Origin of the sequence: Sphingobacterium sp. BIGb0116 (assembly GCF_024808035.1) — a bacterium.
Lineage (GTDB): Bacteria > Bacteroidota > Bacteroidia > Sphingobacteriales > Sphingobacteriaceae > Sphingobacterium > Sphingobacterium paramultivorum.
The window spans coordinates 459,556-478,090 of record NZ_JANUDT010000003.1 but is presented as its reverse complement, the minus strand read 5'-3'; the positions used below and the strand labels follow the sequence as shown (position 1 = coordinate 478,090).

The 18,535-nt window shown below is 38.9% G+C and carries 11 protein-coding genes; 6 read left to right on the top strand and 5 right to left on the bottom strand.

The genetic code is table 11. The features are described 5' to 3' along the window. Window positions 1-43: 43 nt before the first annotated feature. The 4 genes from M2419_RS10950 to M2419_RS10935 form a co-directional block, all read right to left on the bottom strand. Entirely contained in the window at window positions 44-1,108 is a 1,065-nt protein-coding gene (locus tag M2419_RS10950; RefSeq protein WP_259255009.1) for a hypothetical protein, read from the bottom strand. A gap of 17 nt (window positions 1,109-1,125) precedes the next feature. After that, the gene (locus tag M2419_RS10945) at window positions 1,126-1,569 is read right to left on the bottom strand and encodes a hypothetical protein (protein ID WP_259255007.1); all 444 of its coding nucleotides are present in this window, start codon (window positions 1,567-1,569) and stop codon (window positions 1,126-1,128) included. Between the two features lie 313 nt (window positions 1,570-1,882). After that, window positions 1,883-2,725, bottom strand: coding sequence for an RteC domain-containing protein (locus M2419_RS10940; protein ID WP_259255005.1), 843 nt, complete (start codon window positions 2,723-2,725; stop codon window positions 1,883-1,885). A gap of 165 nt (window positions 2,726-2,890) precedes the next feature. Next, window positions 2,891-5,803: a hypothetical protein gene (locus M2419_RS10935; protein WP_259255004.1), complete on the bottom strand. Its 2,913-nt coding sequence runs from the start codon at window positions 5,801-5,803 to the stop codon at window positions 2,891-2,893. Window positions 5,804-5,993: 190 nt separating this feature from the next. Here M2419_RS10935 and M2419_RS10930 point away from each other — a divergent pair, with 190 nt between their 5' ends. Next, on the top strand, window positions 5,994-6,800 hold the full coding sequence (locus tag M2419_RS10930) for a hypothetical protein (RefSeq protein WP_259255002.1): 807 nt from the start codon (window positions 5,994-5,996) through the stop codon (window positions 6,798-6,800). A gap of 30 nt (window positions 6,801-6,830) precedes the next feature. Here the strand turns inward: M2419_RS10930 and M2419_RS10925 are convergent, their stop codons facing one another. Then, the gene (locus M2419_RS10925; protein ID WP_259255001.1) at window positions 6,831-7,184 is read right to left on the bottom strand and encodes a helix-turn-helix transcriptional regulator; all 354 of its coding nucleotides are present in this window, start codon (window positions 7,182-7,184) and stop codon (window positions 6,831-6,833) included. A gap of 587 nt (window positions 7,185-7,771) precedes the next feature. Here M2419_RS10925 and M2419_RS10920 point away from each other — a divergent pair. Genes M2419_RS10920 through M2419_RS10900 form a run of 5 tightly spaced genes read left to right on the top strand, consistent with a single transcriptional unit; the run spans window position 7,772 to window position 18,478 of the window. Then, a complete protein-coding gene (locus M2419_RS10920; RefSeq protein ID WP_259255000.1) occupies window positions 7,772-9,286 on the top strand; it encodes a hypothetical protein in 1,515 nt (504 codons plus the stop codon). Between the two features lie 38 nt (window positions 9,287-9,324). Beyond that, window positions 9,325-12,753, top strand: coding sequence for a hypothetical protein (locus M2419_RS10915; RefSeq protein ID WP_259254999.1), 3,429 nt, complete (start codon window positions 9,325-9,327; stop codon window positions 12,751-12,753). Window positions 12,754-12,787: 34 nt separating this feature from the next. After that, entirely contained in the window at window positions 12,788-17,266 is a 4,479-nt protein-coding gene (locus tag M2419_RS10910) for an RHS repeat-associated core domain-containing protein (RefSeq protein WP_259254998.1), read from the top strand. 12 nt (window positions 17,267-17,278) lie between these two features. After that, entirely contained in the window at window positions 17,279-17,887 is a 609-nt protein-coding gene (locus tag M2419_RS10905; protein WP_259254997.1) for an SMI1/KNR4 family protein, read from the top strand. Window positions 17,888-17,935: 48 nt separating this feature from the next. Further along, complete coding sequence (locus M2419_RS10900) at window positions 17,936-18,478, top strand: hypothetical protein (RefSeq protein WP_259254996.1); 543 nt, start codon at window positions 17,936-17,938, stop codon at window positions 18,476-18,478. Window positions 18,479-18,535: the final 57 nt, after the last annotated feature.

Here is an 18,535-nt window from a genome sequence, read left to right as displayed (position 1 = left end):
CCTTTCCGCTACACTGATCTGCTCTTCACCTTGGTAGTTAAGCTTATTCTTTTATATATCTTTCCACAGGCTTAGTTCTGAAATAAGCCTTGAAATGAAAATTGAAATGTTCCGGAATGATCTCAGTATGCATTGGTGCTGCTGACCATTTCAGTGTTTTTTCAAGTTCGTTGGTGTTTGTCGCTGAAATCATTGCATTTTCATGGAAGCTGAGCGGACCAAGTCCCGGTGTTATAATCTGGCCTTTAGTGCAACCTTCCATAAATACCTTATCCATTTTAATATTTGACAGCCAGCCGCCCAATCGGGTATCTTTATAGATCTTTACCCTGATCCCGATCGAGGAGTAGAAAATATAACCAACTCGCCACCGGTGGTAGTCGATTCGGATTCTCCTGCCATTATCTCGGGGTAATTCTACTCCATTGTCATCGTGAAATATGCTACCGCCTTTTTGTCCCCACCAGGGCATCATAAAAGAACCGGGGAACTGGCAGAGGTTCCAGGATGAAGGATCATCGATTCGGATTGGATCATCGGCCCATCTAGGGAAAGGTAACAGGGTCATAGTCGTATGGTGAATGACTACTCCTTTAACTGTAGACGGCTTAATACTACCGGTTACAACCTGGCCGATCGAAGCCTGCGGAATGGCATAAGCTATTCCTTTTTCCTTGCCCGGTTCAAACTGATATAGCGTATCCGCAATCTGAATCCTGCCGGAATTATTGAGGACAGCTCGAAAGTAAGGATCGGGAATATCGGCAGTATTCCAGGAAGGTACCGATGTCGTTTCTTCCGATTCTTTTGCTATTTCCTGTACAGCTCTCAATGATTGATATCCTTTAAACTGCTTTTCCCAACTTGAAAGATTCATACCCTCTTTCTGCAGGGATTCCATTGTTTTGCCAAAGGCTTTCAGGTCTGGAAAGGCAAGGTATCCATTGATAACTTTTGGACCATTGACTTCCAATCCAGTTCCCGGAAGAATACCTGTGCTCTTTTCGAACTCTCCCGTGATTTCTGGTTTCAGGATCTCCCGCTGACAACTTAAGGCCAGGGCTGCTGCAAAAGCAACAAGGACAACAACTTTGTTTGTGTTTTTCATTTGATGTAGGGATTAAATTAACGGAAGCGGGGTAGCTCATTCCACGTACGCTGCAAATCATCCTCACTGATTTCTACCCCGCAGATTTTCATTGAATGTTCGATGATGAAATTATTTAGCGCGTGTTGGTAGGCAGGCTGGCTTAACCCGCCAAAGCTTGCGACCTCTTTTGAAATTCCTTCAAGAATTTGATCTTTGGTCGCCTCTGTGCCTGCCTTTTCCAATACGCCACTGCGGATACGGTTAACCAACAGCTCAAGTTGGTTCAACAATTCTTCCGCTTTATTTTTTTCTTTTTCAATCTCTTCTTCTTCCAGATCGGTTACTTCGCCTTGCTCGAGCTTGTCCAGCAAACGTGTATATCCTTTTCGATGGAAACGGATAAAATAGATCAGGTAATAAATAATTAGCAGGATAACCAAAACTGTTATATACTGTGTCCAGGTAATGTGTTGTAGCATCGCTTTACAATTTTTGTGTTGAATATTGTTGTTTGTTTACAATGCAAAGTTGCTACAGAAAAGAAGGGGGATTTGACAGTCAGATGTAATTACATTAAGTGTGAATTTTAATGTAATTGAAGTTGTTATTTATTCCTGTGGCCTGAAATAAGAGCCTTTATTGGTGTAAATGTTTGATTATGAGGTATTGTCGGTTATGTAATCCCATGTAATTACATTGGGGCACTTTTTGACGAAAAAGTTTTAAAAGAGATGCGATTTTCACAAAAAAAGAGGTGGATTGTTAAGTCCACCTCTTTTAAATTTTACGTATTTAGTATTTACCTTGATCTGATTCATCCATTCGCCTGCTCAGATTTCCATTCAATTTTTCAGTATATGGAGTTCGGCTTCCTTGCCGGATCAATAAACTCTGAAAATACCGGGAATATTGTCCAATTTCGACATTAAATAGTTGCTCTAATCCCATCATAATCTTTTTCAGATCCACATTTCCGTTATTAATGCTTTTTGCTGAGTGTAGGGCATATCCAAGTTCTACCAATTCAATTTTGGTACCGGTCCAGGTAAGAGGTGGCATAGATGAAGGGGAGGATTTCTTCCCTTTTTTTACCGCAGACAACCTTTCATTTATCTCATATAAAATGCGATCATAAGCCATTATTCTTGCAAATTCTGTACTGGCAGGAGGGAACAATTCATCTACTTCCTGTAAAGGATCGAATGGAATAAAGCTATTTAAATTCTTGCATCTGGTAAATAGCAGAACATCTTCTTCGGTTCTTTCTGTGATATAATACAGTTTTATAGGTCCATTTTTATTGATTAATTGGGAATAATATATTGATAGTTGCCTCAAATAGATTATTTGAGCCTTTTTCTCTTTTATGGGTGGGCTATTTAATTCTATTCTATAGCATTCAATATAGAATAGCACATCAGCATGTAATCTGGGTTTTGTTATTTTAAAGAATTCAATTTCTTCCTCTTGATTTTTGAACTTGTATTCGGATAATGCGTTGCGTAATCTTTTGAAGATTCCTTGTGCAAGTTGTGAGCATTTCTTATAAAACTCTAGTCCTGAAGTCCCATTATAATCGAGTTCATGAATGGTCTGCTTAAGTTCCTGATGAAGCTTTTGTGCAATATTTATCATAACCTTTGATTTGGTTGCTAATTGTTTAACAGCTCAAATCTGCATAGTCGCCTTTTGAAAATCAAGGCCTTAGTATTTCATTCCTGGTGAATCAGGTAATTTTGAGGTTAAAATAATACACAAAAATGTGAAATAGAATATTTCGCGATTTATATTTTAGATTTTTTACAACCTTAATGAAAAATGCAACATCGGTGACTGACTGAAGTTGTACGGAAAAGCCAGGTCCAGCCTTATAGGATAACCGGCCAGTATGGTTTTGGCACTGAGGCCGAAACTATGCCGCTGTTGCCAAAGCGCATCCGGCTTCCATGTTTCCCTGGCCCAGGCTACATCTGCAAAGGCACCTAATTGTAGTCGGTTTACGAAAGAATAGGGTGTTTTATAATCAAACAAGCCATCAAAAACCTGTACATATACATCAGTATTCAGCAAACCATAAACATTACCATACAGACTGTTCTGTTTAAAGCCACGCAATTGCGTCACCAGGCTCTGAAATACATAAGGGGCCTGCTGGTTGAATAATACAGAAGAGTCTACTTTACCATTTACATTATGATCTACACCGCCGAATGTGTACAGGATATGTTCCCCGCCACCACTATAACCGGCTTTCAGCATCGTAACCCAGTTAATGGCTTTATGTAATGGTTGATGCCATTCAAACTGATTACTGATGCCATAAGTAAATGCAGGATTTTTACTGCCGATCTGCATCATTACATCCAATAACAATTTATTGCGAAAGCCGCTGTAGAAAGCATTATTGTGTACTGTTGGTTTCAGGTGGTTGTGATTCAGTGCCACTGTATTCATGTTCCATTGCTCCCGCAATGCCGGATAAGGCAGGCTGTACGGATCCGTTGCCAGGAATACCGTACGGCCTTTACGATAAGCGATGGTAGCACTTACTGCACTATGATAAGTAAACGGATAATTAAAACCCAGTTCATAATAATACGTCTTTACTTTAGCTGCAGCCGGGTAGGGAATACCCTGTGCATCCACCCATGCCTGTCGGGGATCAGGTTTCAGGCTTTCTACTTTGCGGAAATATAGTGCATACCAGTCCAGTCGTTTTTGTTTATTATGATAGCGCACAAAGAAATCGCTACCTTCTGTACCAGCGGGTAATTTATAGCCTATACTGAACTGATGCTGCTCAAAGATATCGCTGTAACCACTGCTGAACATGCCACCGATCTCCGGATACTTATACGTGCCCAGGTAGCCCTGATATGGTTGCAGACGATTAATAAAATAATCATTATTGATCGCTGCCTGGAACCAGAGGCTATGCAATTGTAGTCGATAGGACTGTACTTTTTTAGGATCAAAAATGGTATAATCTTTTTTTATGCCGGTATCCTTATTACTGCCCAAAACCTGCTGCAGGAAAGAATTTCCGCCCTGTGATGTATACTTTGCTTCCAGTGCGGCAATACTGTCGTCTGTCTTTTTCTGCTTATGATACGCCAGTAACCAGGTTTTCCGGTGTTGCGACAATGAAGTATCTGTTGCAGATAATGCAGCCTGCAATTCTTGTTCAAATACAGTACTGTCGCTGATCAGCAGTTGTTCTGCTTTCCCTTCCAGAGCATTACTATACCAGCCATAAGCCCTTCCTTTTATCGTATCGGCAACAATACTATCTTTTATACGGCTATTCTTTTTCAGCTTGACCAGATCAGGATAACCGCTGTAGTAGCGGATTGTACCTGTTGATTTATCTGTATTAAGCAGTGTATTATCAGCAAGATCATTGGTCACCGGGATTACTTTCAGGCTACCCGGCAGGAAACGGATCACATCACTTCGGCCTTTAGTATAGGCTGTCATCAGCCACTCCCGTTCACTCACCGCTTCAAAACTACTGATGCCATCTATACCGCGGGGTAATGCGCTGCGCTTAAGTTTCGCACCGGAACTGCTGTATTCCGATACCTGCATACATCCCTTTTCCGGGGCAATGATATAGATGCGTCTTGCACTTACCTGTACCAGCGGATAGGTATCCCAGTTATAATTACTGATCCATGAGGGCAATAAATAAGTATATAATTTCTTCGGTTTCTGTCCTGCCTGCTGCATCCATACACTGCGGCTTTCAGTACCTTGCCTGATCCATAGTGCAGAAGAAGTATCTGCATTAGTCCATATTAATTTAGCCTGATGATGCTCCAGCAAAGAATCTGCGTATGATAATACCGGGGCAGCAGTATCATTAATCTGCTGCGCTTGTCCGTAACGGCTGTATAAAAATGCCATGTACAGGTCCTGCAATTGTGCGAAGGAGCGCTTGCAGACCAGGCGTACGGCTACGGCAAATGTCTTTTTCTTCCTGAGCTGAAACAGGATTTGTTTTACCGCATCTTTACGATACGTCTGTTCGAGAAAATAACAGAATCCTTTTACGGCAATGAGCTGTTGCTCGGGTGCGGTTTGTATCATGGTAGACCAGGTTGGAAAGGCCTGACGGCGATAGCATTGATATAATACATCATTATCAGCCAGTGAAAATCCGGTGGCCAGGTATTGTATACATCCCTCCTTAAACCATTGCCAGTCCAGCTCATTGGCCGTACTGCGTATGTCCGTACCATTAATATAACCAAAGGATTGCTGCCACATATTGCGTACAAAGGCTATGCGCAGCTGTGCTGTCAAATCTATATAACTGCCATTAAAACCCAGTATGATGCGATTGCCTTGCCGGGCTATTGTGGGGAAAGCCTGTGTGCCCGCATCCCAGCTCCCAATGCGGGATTCATAAGCCTTGCTTACAGCAGGATAAATGATCAAGCTCGGAGTGCCTTTTACCGACATGCCGGTTTTCTTTTCCACAATCGCCTTCTCCTGTAGGTAATGTGCCAGGGTGAATGCGCATACACTATCCATACCTGCAGGATAATACATATGAGCATTAGGTGTTGTGTATACCTGCCAGGGCCATTTATGATAGGGCATACGGTATGCCGGTACCAGCTGGTTCAGGGCCGGAACAGATTGCTGTGCAAACAAATTATTATTTGCAAACAAGAAGATTAGGACAATTATGGAACGAGGGAATTTCATAATTAGGTATTTGCAAAGTAATTGTAAAATGAAATAACTTGCGTTTTGAATTCTCAAGCCTAAAAACCACTCTGCTTTTTCAATGACTCTTTTCCAATCCAGATTTAAAAATTTATATTCAGTCTTGAACCGAGGCTGCGTCATGTTTTGTCTGGGAGCTATCGCATCTTTGTTACTTCAAACACAGCAAATGAGCGCACAGGATAAAGTTTGGCAATCGGTCAATACCCAGAAGTCTACGGTACATGCAAAGGCAAAAGCTCAGCAGCAAAAAGCGGCAACCCGTTTAAAGCAGTTGAAAGCATGGGGTTCAGACAGCAATTACAGGCACGCTATATATGTTGGGGGACGCTTACATACCACAGGATGGAGCGGACAGGTACATTATCATTTCAACAAAAAGCCTAAGGATGAAAGCTTCATCCGCCTACAGGTCGCAGAGATCCGCCATGAAAAGGAAGTACGGCAGCAAAGACAGGATACCGCTTACCGCGGACTGACAGCCTACCGCCCGTATATATTTGGCAAGCAATATAAAGTCTATACTACACAACTGGGTTATGGTCGCCAGTGGACAATCGTCCCGTCCATCTTACAAGGCAATATAAGCCTGAATGCCAGCCTGGAAGCAGGATTATCTTTAACCATGCTGAAGCCCGTATACCTTAATCTGCTGCGATACGATGCCCAGCAACAGGCTTATGCCAGTTCAGAAGCATATACAGCAGAGAATCAGGAGCTGTTCCTGAGCCGTAACCGAATACTGGGCGCGGATAAGTGGAGTAAAGGTTTGAATGAATTACGCTGTATACCCGGTATATTTATCAGTCCGTCTGTAATATTCAGTCCCGACAGGCCATCCGGCTTTGTGCAGCAATTCCAGATCGGTGCACAACTAGCCTGTTACACCAAAACGATACCCGTGTTGTTGCAACAGAAAAACACTTTCTGGCAGGCTTCATGCTTTGTTGGGATCAGCTTAGGTAAACGCTGGTAGCTATTTTGGTAGCTTTCATAGCGAGAAAATTTATTTTTTATTTCCTGTTAAGACATCCTTGATTAATTCCATCGTTTTTGAAATATTTTCAGGATCTGAAAAAAAATTATTTAATGTCGGGTTTGTATTATAGTTTCCGTTAAGACCATTATGTCCGTTGAAGGTCTGTGTATTGTTAGTTACTGGAAGTAGGTCTGTCCATGGCATATCAAAAACCTGTGCCAGCGCTACTATTCTTTTCAGCGTTATTTCAGTATGGCCATTTTCAAAACTACTATATGTAGAATTAGCTATATCCAATTTTTCAGCTACATATTCAATAGTGTAACCTAATTTATTGCGGATATCTTTAATATGGGATGCTGTCAACTTATTTATATCCATGTGATTTCTGTTTTTCCGAACAAAGATATGGCTAAACCGAAATATTTTCTACATAATTTATAGACTTTAATTAAAATTGGTTTTAATATTGCTCTCAGGTTAGGGAGAAATCCTTATGTTTTCGACTTTTTTTCGCTCATTCTGCCATCGACCATTTCCTAGAAGCCCTCAAACAATGTATATCCAGTGTGACTTTTTAAATTTCTAAGTATTGAAATAATTTAAATGCCAGTTAACCGTCTATTAAAAAGCGCCTTTGCACTTCTGCTATTGTCAATTACTATAGTATCGTATTGTGTTCATTTGAAATTATGCCATAAGGGGAAAAATATACATGAAAATAAGGGTGTTCTTCCCAAAATGCCAATTTGGGATATTTCTAATTTTGCGCATCCATACTATTCAGATGTTCATACACAAAAAATTGAATATGATACTTCAAAGAATTATAATAAAAAATCTTTAAAACGCAATGGATAGAATCTTATTGTTTTCTTAAAAACATCATAATTTTATTCAAAAATAGCCCCCTGAAACTTTGCCTCTTACCACAATTTAATTGCATTTTTTTTCCTAAACTTCATTAGTTGAACATTTGTCGCCTATTGCTTTTTTGCCTATCGGTTTGTTGCATAAGTAGTGCTTATGCGCAGGAAAATCTGTTATTCATTGCGGATTCTACAGAGGTCGTGCATGCAGCAGAGGTATATATCCAGAAACAATACCGCCAGCACCTGCAATACCAGCAGGAAGCATCCCGCGCACAGCAACGCATGCTGCGTAAACTGCAGCGACAGGAGTTTCGTCTGGCAGCTAAACTGCAACGCAGCGATAGTATTTTATATGTACAGTATCAGAAATTAAATGCAGCCAACTTTGACAGTATCCGTAAAACCGCAATGGATACGGCATTACTGAACAAAATGGCCGGAATGCAACCGGTCAAAGCATTGGACAGCCTGAAGAAAATACAATCCTTTATACAGCAAAAAATACCTGGTGGTACAGGCTTGTCCTTACCCGGTATGGATAAACTCAACAGCCAGCTGAATGCGCAGGAGTACCTGAAGGGGCAGCTCAAAAAACGCAGCGATGCCCTAAACCGCTTACTGGCCCAATCTGCCTTCGCATCCAAATTAGGTAGACTCAATAAAGCGTATGGTTACGGCACCCAGCAGGCACAGTACTGGAAGAAGATCGTACAGGACCCTGATGCAACAGAAGAGAAAGCCCTTGATCTGCTGCAGGGGATAGAAGGATTCAATGAGATGCTGTCCCGCTCATCACTACCGGGCATGTCTTCAGGAAACCTGAGTGAACAGGACCTGAAACAAATGTGCTACCAGACCAAATCCTCAGTCAATGCGGCATTGGAACAGCAGTTTGGCAACCAGTTACAACAGGTACAGCAACAGGCCGCACAGCAGGTGCAGGACTATAGCAAACAGCTGGGACTGGAAAAACAGGCCGCGAAAGTAATGCAGGCTGCACAAGCTGTTAATGAGGCAAAGAACACCATAAGAGATACTAAAGATAAAATCAAACAATCCAGGCAGGGCCTCCGCAATCCTATGGCTGATCTGAAGAACCCTATGCGGGGTATACCCTTTTGGCAACGATGGGAATACCAATACAATCTGCAAACACAAAGAGCATCGCCTAACGGACAAAAGCCCGTTATGTTACAGGCCGGTTTGAATGCAGCTTATCGCCATAGTCCCCGCATCAGCATTGGCATAGGGCTGGATGCCAGCCTGGGCCTGGGCCGTGACTGGCAGCATCTGAAGTTAAGTTACGAAGGCCTGACCGGAAGAGTATTCCTGGACGGACAACTGATCTGGGGTATCAGCCTGCAGGGTGGTTATGAGAAAAGCCTCAAACCCCTGAACAGGCCTTATGTACAGCTGCAGGAGCGTTATGGCAATGCCTCCAATGTACGCACGGCAATGGGATTATTACAGGATGCAGTTTATATAGGATTGATGAAGACCTATCGCATCAACCGCAACCAGCAGGGTACATTCCTGATCGGCTATAATTTTCTTAACGATAAAACAGGCATCAACAGCCCCTGGATCATCCGGCTGGGCTATAAAATATAATAACCTAAAACTAACCAATAAAGTAATTCTAAATTTTTATGAAGAAAGATCAACTTTTATTATTGGGATCGCTTTTGATGTCTTCTAGTACCATTATGGCACAGGATGTTACTAAGCTCTATAGTCCCAATCTTTTTGACGGAACAGTCAATGTTAACATCCCAATTTATGAACAGAATGGACTTGGAATCTCCTTGTCTTATAATACGAAGGGTATACCAGTTCGAGAGCTTGCTGGTCCAGCTGGTCTGCACTGGAATTTAAATGTAGGAGGGGGAATCTTAAGGATTATTAAAGGATTGCCTGATGATATTCGTGTGAATGTGGATACACTTGAGCAATATGATTTTGATCCAGCAGGAGTTCCTGCTTTAGCTGCTTTTTATTTGTATAAGGGTAGGCTGCAGGTGGCAATGGAATCAGGAGCGGAACGCTTAATAACGAAAATTTTTCGAGATACAGAAAGTGATGAATACGTTGTTTCGGCCGGGAATTTAAGATTCAACTTCTATGTAAGTGAATCAGGAAAGATTTTTACAAATAGTTTTGCAGACTATGAAATTCGTTTTTTTCGGGATGGTTCCTATAAATTAGCATCTGAACCGGGAAATTCTCAATCATATGATTATATAAATGGGAATCCCATTTCCATTAGAGATAAGAAAACGAATGTTACATATTTTTTTGGCCCTGGAGTAAAAAAGGATGCTGTAATACCTGCATATTTCAGAAGTGAAGCCTCTTTTTTAGCCAAACCATATCAATCAGATTTTTATAGCGGGGCAAAAGGCCCTTTGGTAAACAGCTGGAATTTAGATTCCGTTCGTTACGATGTAAATAAGACAGTTAAATATACTTATAAGCGCTTTCAAATTCCAGGAAATATTGCTCAAGATTCTTCATGGGTACAAACCGTTACTACGAGTCAACCAAATCCTGTAATAAATATAGCCCCAGTTTTTAATAAAACTGATATGGACTTAGTAAGTAAAATTACTTATCCAAATGGTATTGTTGTAGAATTGAACTATGAAAATTCACGTGCTGAGTTTACTCCCAATCCCAATACAACAAATCCCGACAATACATTTCCCAAGTTGAATGACATTGTTGTTAAAGAAGGTCAAAATATTTTGCGATACGGGTTCGGTTATACGTACTTTCATAATCCTAGTCCTAACTATCCTCAGAATATTGCTACCACAAGCTTAGGGGATGAACGGGATCGCTATAGTTTAAAACTTAATTATATAAAGCAATTTTCAGGAGACAGTAGTCTTTCACAACTTTTATATTCATTTCAATATAACGATTTAATCCAGCGTAGATTTGGCGGTGGGCTGGATTTCTACGGCTATTTTAATGGGCAAAATATGGGAGTTCCATCTCATTCCATTTACCCGCTAGCAAATAAGTCAGATAATGCGACTTATGCTCAATATGGTCTGCTAAAAAAAATACTAAGTGGTACGGGTGGTGTAACAACCTTTACATATGGAGCACATCAATTGAGCGATATAAACTCTGCACTAATGAGTAGTGATATTGATCTGGTAGGTTCAGGTGCAAATGATGGAGTTAGAATAGAAAAAATTGAGATTACTGATTTAAATGATAGTACAGTACATCTTATAAATAACTTTATTTATTCAGGTGGTCAACGCTTTATGCCAAAAGGTTTCACCAGAGATGAAGGAGTTTACCGAGATGGCGATTGGGCAAATGGAGATCCCAATGCTCCTAGTAGCCTATATACAACAAGAAATTGGTATGAAACTTTTTCAAGCCCTATGACAATCTATAAAGGGTCTAATCATGGATACAGTAACGTTCAAATAGATCAAAAAAATCAATATGGACAATTACTTTCACGAAAGTCTTATGTATTCTCAAATTTTAAAGATGGAAATGGTGATCCAAAAATCCTGATTGCCGGAGGCGGAGCTGTCAAAATTGAAAAACCATTTACTCAAAAACAAAGAATTAAAGATTGGGAAATTGGATTGCCATTAAAGATTAGTAATTATGACAATAAAGGTTTAATAGTGTCTGAAACTATAACTGAATATGAATCTATAATAGATACTACCTCATCAGTCGATAGCGGATTTAATGAATCGAAACGTATGGTTGAACCCAAATCAACTGGCTGGCTATTTGCAAAGATCAATGAACAAACTAGAAACTGGATTGCTGATTTTATTGTAATAGTTGATCCCTATAAACTATACCGTGGTCAAAGTCGTTCAAAAAAAATTATTAACCGAAAATATTTGTCTGACAATAATTTTATAGCTGATTCGGTTCAATATACTTTTGACAGTAGGTTTAATATTAAATCTACTTTGGTAAATAATAGTCGTGGTCAGACAATTCAACAAGTAAATGTTTATAACTACGACCTTCCAAGTTCTGTTATTGATAATAGTACAGATCTTATCACAATGAAGAATAAAGGAATGGAGGTTCTAGTTGGAAAAGAGCAATGGAAGATGGGGACTGGTACTCCAGAACAACAATGGTTAAGTGCAAAATTAATTTCCGCATCGATCTTTTCTATGGGGCTAAATGGAGATGTCCCGGTTACGAAAGGAATATTTAAGCTTGAAACTACCTTACCTATAAGTTTTACAGATTATACTGGTCAATCATCATTTCCTTCAATAAATCCTTATAACAATGTTGGGTTATCTTATACAAATACGGCAGGACTTCCTGCAAATATAGTTCCTATAACACAAGTAATGGAGTTTGATAATAGGGGAAATGTTTCAGAAACTTATATGCCTGAAAGTGACAAGTATAAAACCAATTTGTTTGATTTAACGAATGATAAAAAGGTTGTAGAAATTATTAATTGTAGAAAAACTGAAATAGCTTATGCAGATTTTGATCAAAACGTTCAAGGAAATATAGTATTCACAAGTAGTAATATTGTATACCCTGGTAGCAGCATATCTAATCCAAATGCCCCCTATCTTCCTGTTGCAGGGGTAAAGCCAATTTCTGGAAAAGGTGTTTATGTCTTAACTGCTACATCTCAAAAAGACTTATTTACTACTTCCCTGACAATGGGAAAGAAATATCGAGCAACGTTTTGGGCAACAGATAATGTGATCCCTTCTTTTGGTATTGAAAATGGAACCCAGTTTATCTTGAAACAAATTGCAGTTGTTGGTCGATTTAAACAATACGAAACCTATTTTATGCCTTCATCTACAGGACAAAAAATTGGATTTCATACCAGCAATAATGTCGGAATAGACGATATACGAATTCATCCCATTGAGGCAGCTATGCAAAGCTGGAATTATGAACCCCTTTTTGGTATAAGCTCATCTACAGATGCTTTAGGTCGAATCACCTATTTTGAATTTGATAAGCTAGGTCGACCAACCTTGACGCGCAATCAGCAAGGCGAAATATTAAGTAAGAATATTTATTCAACTACTTCACTTAATCCTTAATCAATCTGGTTTTTGACCTTTTAAAATATTATTTATGAAAAATAGAATTAGCCTTATTTACCGCTATGTGTTGCCAATGTTGGTTTTACTTAGTCCTGGATTTGTGTATGGGCAAAATAATGTACCAAATACAGCGCAGCAATCCGTTAGCGGAAATGTTACTAATATAGTTCCTATCCCAAAAGGTGCTTACAATTCATTTGGTGATCCTATTCAAGTGATTACCCAATTGACTCCTAAATATAGAGATACTTCTTCTTCCATATTTACCGAAACTGTTTCCTCCGATAAGGCTGGAATGAAAACAACAATAATTAGTGGTCAAGGAACGCCTAACCAAATGAGTGTTCGGAGAAGCAATAATAGGTTTGTAATTCAGCCTTCAGATATTCGTAGTTTGCAAGACGTAATAAACTTTCAATCCTATTCATCTCCCTTAAAATTTGACCGTTTTCCTATATATGAATCTGTTCAATATCATAACACTAGCCGTTATCCTTCGGAAGGAGGTGCTGAAGTTAGCGATGCTGGATTATCTGCATCCATGGTTCGCAATACTTCCAGCAGTACGGAACGGAGTAGTACATCTTATTTAGCTGGCCGAAGTCGGATTGGTCAGGGGAGGGGTACAAAAACAGTATTAATCTCAAATGACGGCAATACAGGCTCAGGATTACCGCAATCATCAATTAGAATTTGGGAAATTGGAAGCAATGACTTGCCACAACCCATAGGTTATTACAACGCCAATAGCCTAAAAGGTAATTTAATGATAACTGCCCAAGGAGGTGAAAAATTAGCCTTGGAGAATAGTGAAGGAAATCCCGTTTTTGAAGCAAGCTTAATAGTCCGTAATCCTAAGATCTATGCTAAGACCTATTACATATATGATGAATTAGGGCAATTACGATATATATTGCCGCCAAAAGCCGTAGAGGCAATGGAGGCAGCCTCAGGTATTGTGAGCCAGGCAATTATTGATGAACTATGCTTTTCTTATAATTATGATGCAAAAGGTCGACAATTTGCAATGCATAAACCAGGGGAAGGAAGAACTGAACTCATTTATAACAAGCAAGGCCAAGTAATCATGCGAAGAAGTACTAGTGAACTTCTTAATGATCAATGGGAAGCTATTTTTTATGATCGTTCAGGAAGAACCATTGCTACAGGTTTAGTTGCAGATGATAATGATAGAGAATACTGGCAGAATTTAGCCTTGACAGAAGCAATTCCAGCTGCAAACACGCTCAATTACTACTTATGGGGCTCTGGTCAATATACTTATCCTTCTGCTAGTTTAATGGGTACACAGATTCAAAGTTTTAGTTACTATGATAGTTATGAAAGTAATCATCCTCTACCAAATGAAAACTTTAGTGGTACTCTAATATCTCCATTCTTAAATACTGCAACCGATGCAGAAGCGTATGTTGTTGGAGGGAGTACGTTTGGTTTACAGACCTCCTCTGCAACCAGAACAGTTACTGCTGCAGGAGTATCTACTAACCTACAAGACTGGAGCTACAGCAAGACATTTTATGATTATGAACACCGTCCTGTATATACTGTTACGCAGAATTCCAAAGGAGGAAAGGACACAATGGCTTCCCAATATAACTTTCTCGGACAAATTTTGGTTACAGCACATGGACATCAGTATGGAAATGGAACTGGTCCAAGTTTTCGTGAATGGTATCGAAATACCTATGATATTCAGACAAATGATTTGACTTTAAGTGAGCATAAGGTCAATGCACAGCCCTGGAGAGTAATGAGCAGTACGACCTACGATGCACTAGGCCGAGCGGCCAGTATTACCTATGGTACCAATGCCGAAACACAGAATTTCACTTATAATATTCGGGGAGAACTGCAGGGTATTAATGAGAACTATACTTTGACCGGGAATAACAATAGCCAATCGATGACCTTCGGCGAAGTACTACGATATGATTATGGGTTTGATAGTCTAAGGTATGATGGTCTGGCAGCTGGGATGATTTGGAGAGGATCGGGAGCAGGTAATACTAGGGCACACAGCTATGGCTATATCTATGATGTTGCTGGGCGGATGTTGCGTGGGGCCTATTTGCGTAGTAATACAACTCCAACCTATACCCTAGCTACCGGTTGGAGTAACAGTACTAATGACTATTCCGAAACAGTGACTTATGACCAGACAGGCAATATCCTTACCCTTCAACGTCGTGCTGTTGTGGCGGCAAATCAAATGGTGTTTCCGACAAATGTAGACAACCTTACATTTACTTACTTTTCGAATAGCAATAAAATACAAAAAGTAGTAGATGCAACTACCACGAACTATAATAGGGGAGATTATTTATACACTTCATCTGTTGGCTATTCTTACAATCCATCTGGTAGTCTTTTTGCCGACGTATCCAAAGGGATATCACGCATTAACTATACATGGTTCGACAAACCAAGTGAAATTGTATATGGTGATACCACAAAGAGGATTTGGTATTCTTATGATGCAAGTGGAAATAAAATACAAGAATTGGTTAAAAATGGCAACTACTCCACTATATATAATTATATAGGTACAGCTATTTACAAAAATGATACATTACAATCCATCAGTACCCCTGTAGGTAGAACTGATATGAGTAAGGGTGGTACACAAGAGCAGTATTTTGTAAAGGATCACCTTGGAAATGTACGTAGTGTGGTGGCAGATGCAGCAGGAACAGGCGGGATTGGTGGTTTTGCTGCACAGACACAAACATATAATGCTACTTATGAGACTGCCAACCTTGTAGAAGAGGAGCAAACGTTTGACCAAGTCTCCGTATTAAGTGAAGACAAACCTGAAACGATAAATAGCAATGATCTCAAGGCAGCGAAATTGATCGCAGATGGAAGTTCTACTAGGGTAGGAACAACCTTAATGCTTAAGGTTATGACCGGGGATAAGTTAAGTTTGAATGCCGATAACTATTATGAAAGTGGTTCTGCTCCAAATACCAATAGTGTTTCAGGTACTACATTTGAACAAATAGTGAACAGCTTGGCTCAAGCTGCCGGACAACTAAATGGATATGAAAATTCGGTAGCATCTGATTGGGCAGCTCAATTGTTGAACAGTTCAAATCTTCAACAGGCTTATGAGGCAATGCAATCAAGCTATACTGATCCAGGCAAACCTAAAGCATTTTTAAACTTCCTGTATTTCGATGAAAGAATGGAGCTTGTACCTGAATTTTGTCATATCTGGCAGGCAGATGGTTCTGAAATTTGGAGCCGAATTGGTACTGATGAAAGTGAAAATATTGAAGTTCCACAAAATGGTTTTATTGCAACTTATATTAGTACGGAGAGTTCAGATCCAACCTATTTTGATAACCTTACTGTAACTTTGGAGCCTGGGGTTTTACTTGAGGAGAAACACTATTATCCTTATGGTTTACCGATTGTAGGAATGGGTAGTTCTGCAACAGGAATGTTGCTAAACAAAAACCGATACCAGGGAAATGAATACAGGGAAGATTTAAGCTTAAACTGGATGGATTTCCATAATCGTCAATATGATCCCCAGTTAGGTCGATTTTTAAGTATTGATCCTATGGCTGCTGAATCAGGCCAGCAATTATTTAGCCCATATCATGCTATGGCATGTAACCCATCGACAATGGTAGATCCATTGGGCCTTGTGCCGGTATATATGGCGAGTGAGAGTATGTTTAATCCTATTCCAAGTCCTGGTGGGATAGCTGTTGTTGAAGGACAGGTAATTATGTTTGGTGCTAGCTTATTAGAAGGTGGAATTTCAAACATGATGGCCAGTATAAATGAAACAATGGAGGAAGCCAATCAGCTTTCTCAAAATGAAAAAGCATGGGAAGAAATATTTGAATCATTAGGTGGTGTTGGTATTTCCTTTAAGAATGGATATGCAGATTTTGAAAAATTTGATGCAGATATTAAGAAGATTCACTTTGTATTTGAAGAATTTACTCCTGAAATTTATAAACATACAGTGGAAAGTTTGAAAGAACATCCTGAGTGGTCCATTCTAACTTATAATGGTGGTGGACAAACAAAAATTCAAAATAGAAGAGATGCACTTAGAAAAACCCCAGGACCAGCAGGATTGGGATTGTCATGGGATGAGTTTCCATATGCAATGTCAGAAGAAGGTGGTAAAAATGCAAGAGTAGCCGCAGTTCCTGTATGGGAACAAAGGGTTCAAGGAATTGGTTTATCTACCTTGGTAACTAAGGGGCTAGGTTTAAAAAAAGGAGATAAGTTTTTTGTCACAACAGTTCCTCAGAATTGGAGAAAACAGCCAACACCAAGATATGTCCCAAAAGAAAAGCCTCATATGTTCCCAGATTTTCCTGTTATACCTGTATTTCCTGTATATATGCCATCTTTGCCAACATTACCCACACAATTAAGACCATCACCGGTAATTCCAATTCTAATGATACCTGGATTATATGATGATAATTTTGTTCCATCAAATGGAATTGATCCAATGAATTAATAAAAAATAATTATGAAAAACGAAATAGAAATTTTAGAAAAACACTTACTTGAAATCAATTCTCAAGCCTTAAACTATCTTAATCCTCCAATACAAGGAGAAAAATTGAATAAATTTATACTTGAAAACTATGGTGATTATTATTTAGAAAGCTTAAATGATTTATACTCTTGGCACAATGGCTTATCCAGGGCAGAGTTACCAGAAAATCACAGATTGACTTATTTGGCAGATCAGTTCGCGTTAACAAATCTTGAGGACGTTCGACAAATAATTAACTCACAAAATGATACTTTTTATCAGTTTATAAAGAATAAATTATTCCCATTTGCGCAGTCATTTAATGGTGAATATTATGCAGTGAGTTTTGTGGATTATAAGGTTTATTTCTGTTCAACTTTTGATTATGAAATCGAGCCAATTGTTTCAATTTTTAATGATTTAATTGCAATGATTAAAACACAAAATTCATGGTTTGATAATAAATGCCTGGTTTTAAATGAATTTCAGGAAATTGAATTAGATCTAAGCAAGTATAGCCATTATTTAGAAATTGGATGGATGAATAATCCAAATACTGATTATTGGAAAATTAAAAAAGAAATAGAAGGTAATATATAAAACGTCTATTTTTTTAAGACACTCTTTTATACTAAATTCCAGTTTACTATGTTATCTAAACTACTCGCAATTGTATTCATTTTTTTAGTTTCGATAAATGCTAATGCTCAAAAATGGCAAAAGGAAAATATCGATCGTGTATTAGAAGTTTCATTTCCGAATAAACCTATTCATTTTCCAGTAGATGAATATGGGGTGAAACGTTTTTCTTGCGAAAAAGAAGGTTGTTTATTTAGTTTAAGTGTCAAAAAAGATATAGTTGAAGATTATTATGGTTATCTATTGGCTGCAGATAGTACACGTGAATCATGGGCTATGGCAACATTAAATTGGGTAGTTGATTCAAAAGTAAATCAACCATTTCACTTTCTAATTTCGAAGCATGCCAATCGCCTAGGTTATAATGATTTTGGAATGGATATTGTATATGCAACTATGCAACCTTCAATGCAAGAAAACAATAAGCGATTTTCGAAATTATTTTTATTAGGAAACTCACTTTACGTTTTCGAGGTATGGTATATGGATAATGAAAGACATGATAAAATTAAGGATAAGTTTTTCAAATCTATTGTTATCAATAACAAATGACGATTGACACATTTTAACTCCATCTAACTTTGGTTTAATGGGTAAATGAAACAAGGC

Bases quoted from the DNA above. Each gene is read 5' to 3' on its own strand.
- M2419_RS10950 (WP_259255009.1), bottom strand. From the start codon at position 1,108: ATGAAAAACACAAACAAAGTTGTTGTCCTTGTTGCTTTTGCAGCAGCC.
- M2419_RS10945 (WP_259255007.1), bottom strand. From the start codon at position 1,569: ATGCTACAACACATTACCTGGACACAGTATATAACAGTTTTGGTTATC.
- M2419_RS10940 (WP_259255005.1), bottom strand. From the start codon at position 2,725: ATGATAAATATTGCACAAAAGCTTCATCAGGAACTTAAGCAGACCATT.
- M2419_RS10935 (WP_259255004.1), bottom strand. From the start codon at position 5,803: ATGAAATTCCCTCGTTCCATAATTGTCCTAATCTTCTTGTTTGCAAAT.
- M2419_RS10930 (WP_259255002.1), top strand. From the start codon at position 5,994: ATGAGCGCACAGGATAAAGTTTGGCAATCGGTCAATACCCAGAAGTCT.
- M2419_RS10925 (WP_259255001.1), bottom strand. From the start codon at position 7,184: ATGGATATAAATAAGTTGACAGCATCCCATATTAAAGATATCCGCAAT.
- M2419_RS10915 (WP_259254999.1), top strand. From the start codon at position 9,325: ATGAAGAAAGATCAACTTTTATTATTGGGATCGCTTTTGATGTCTTCT.
- M2419_RS10910 (WP_259254998.1), top strand. From the start codon at position 12,788: ATGAAAAATAGAATTAGCCTTATTTACCGCTATGTGTTGCCAATGTTG.
- M2419_RS10905 (WP_259254997.1), top strand. From the start codon at position 17,279: ATGAAAAACGAAATAGAAATTTTAGAAAAACACTTACTTGAAATCAAT.
- M2419_RS10900 (WP_259254996.1), top strand. From the start codon at position 17,936: ATGTTATCTAAACTACTCGCAATTGTATTCATTTTTTTAGTTTCGATA.